Origin of the sequence: Methylobacterium sp. J-067, assembly GCF_022829465.1 — a bacterium.
GTDB classification, from domain to species: Bacteria; Pseudomonadota; Alphaproteobacteria; order Rhizobiales; family Beijerinckiaceae; genus Methylobacterium; species Methylobacterium litchii.
In genome coordinates this window covers 1-1692 of record NZ_JAKSXZ010000142.1, presented here as the reverse complement: position 1 = coordinate 1692, position 1692 = coordinate 1, and the positions used below count along the sequence as shown (strand labels likewise).

The 1692-nt window shown below is 66.0% G+C and carries 1 protein-coding gene; it reads right to left on the bottom strand.

The features are described 5' to 3' along the window. Window positions 1-203: 203 nt before the first annotated feature. Window positions 204-1692, bottom strand: a 1489-nt coding sequence (locus MKK52_RS22120) for a porin (protein ID WP_243957798.1), incomplete at its 5' end; no start/stop codon positions are given.

Sequence of the window (1692 nt, the reverse complement as noted above, 5' to 3'; positions counted from 1 at the left end):
CTCATGGGCCGTGAGCCGGCGCTTGGGGTATCCAGTTCCTCCGCGACGCCGACCCTCACACGATCGCCCAATCGTCCTCAACTACTCCGGCAGCGTTTGCAGAGCGCAAAAAAATGCCCGGCACGAAGGCCGGGCAGTTTAAATCCCTCTGGCACGGGGGCCTTCAGGACCGGGGCTTCGGAGATCCCGATCCGGATAGACAATTAGAAGTCGCCCTGGACGCTGAAGCGCGCCTGGAAGACGTCGGTGTTGGTGATGGTCTTCACCGGGATACCAGTGTTCACCTTGACTGCGGTGTAGTTGAACTTCTGGGTGTAGAGCACCCAGCCGTTCTGGACACCGTACTGCGCGTAGATGCACTCGACACCGATATCGAGTTCCTTCAACGGCGACCAGATCAGGTTCGCGCCGGCATAGAGCATGTACGTGTCACGCAGGTTGCCGTTCAGGTTGTAGAACCGCGTACCGGGCGTGCCCACCCCCAGCGTGGAGATGACGGTGCTGCCGGCATTGGTGCCGCCAGCGCCGGGGACGAAGCCGAAGTAGGCGCCCTGGGCGGCGCGGGCGCCGGCCGCGAAGGTGTTCTCGCCGTAGGAGGCGAACACCGCCGAACGCCACTCGGGGGCCCAGTAGTGCAGGAACGAACCGACCACCGAGAAGCTCGTGGAGAGCTGGAGCTGGTTGGTGAACGGGTTGATCGTCGCGTCGGAGAAGTTCTGGTTGAACGACGCGCCCTGGATCGAGGTCGGGTTGATCGCGTAGGAGCCGTTGTACGAGCCGTTGCCGGTGTACATCTGCGCGCCCTCGGCATAGGCGCCCTGAAGGTAGAAGACGTCGCCCGGCGCGATGAACGGGGCGTTGATCTTCAGGCCGCCCTGCACGGCCCAGCCGTACTCGCTGTGTGTGCTGGGGGCGACGGCGTTGACGGCGCTGAGGGCCTGGCCGGCGCTGTTGAAGCCGAGGAAGCCGCCCTGGGTGATGACGTTGCCGGTGTTCAACTCGTGGACGGCAGCGGAGATCTGCGCCGAGCCCCAGGGCTGGTCGTAGCGCAGCACGCCGACGAAGTCGGGCATGCGGTTGCGCTGGATGCCGTCGGTGAAACCGAAGCCGATGGGCTGACCGGCGGCGTTGACACCGAGGACGACCGGGATCAGCGAGTTGGCCTGGCCGAAGATCTGCGTCGAGGTGTTGCCGACGGTCGCGGAGAGCGCAGCGGTCGGGGCGTAGATCGGGGTGCGGCGGAAGCTCGGGTCTTCCATCGACAGGGTGGCGGAGAAGCCGTTGCCGATCGTGGCGGCGTAGGCCAGCAGGGTCGTGGAGGAGACGTCCGAACCCGACGAGCCGGCGACGAACTCGAAGTCGTGGTCGTAGAAGTCGAAGAACGAGGACGCGCGACCGGCGGTCAGGCCGCCGAACTGCACGAAGGCCTTGTCCGTGTTGAAGTACTGCACGACGCGGACGTACTGATCGATTGCGGTCGCCGGGAATGACTTGCCGACACCGATCTGGGGGCCGGAGGGACCGGTCGGGAGGCCGGGGCGGCTGGCGGCGTCGCGGCGGATGAAGGCGCGCAGCGTGCCGTAACCGGTCTGGGTGCGGGCATCGAGGTTGATGCGGGCGAGACCGCGGTAGCCGCTGTAGTCACCGTTGCCCTGGCCACGGCCGAGGGGAGCCTGGTAGCCGTACTCGAAG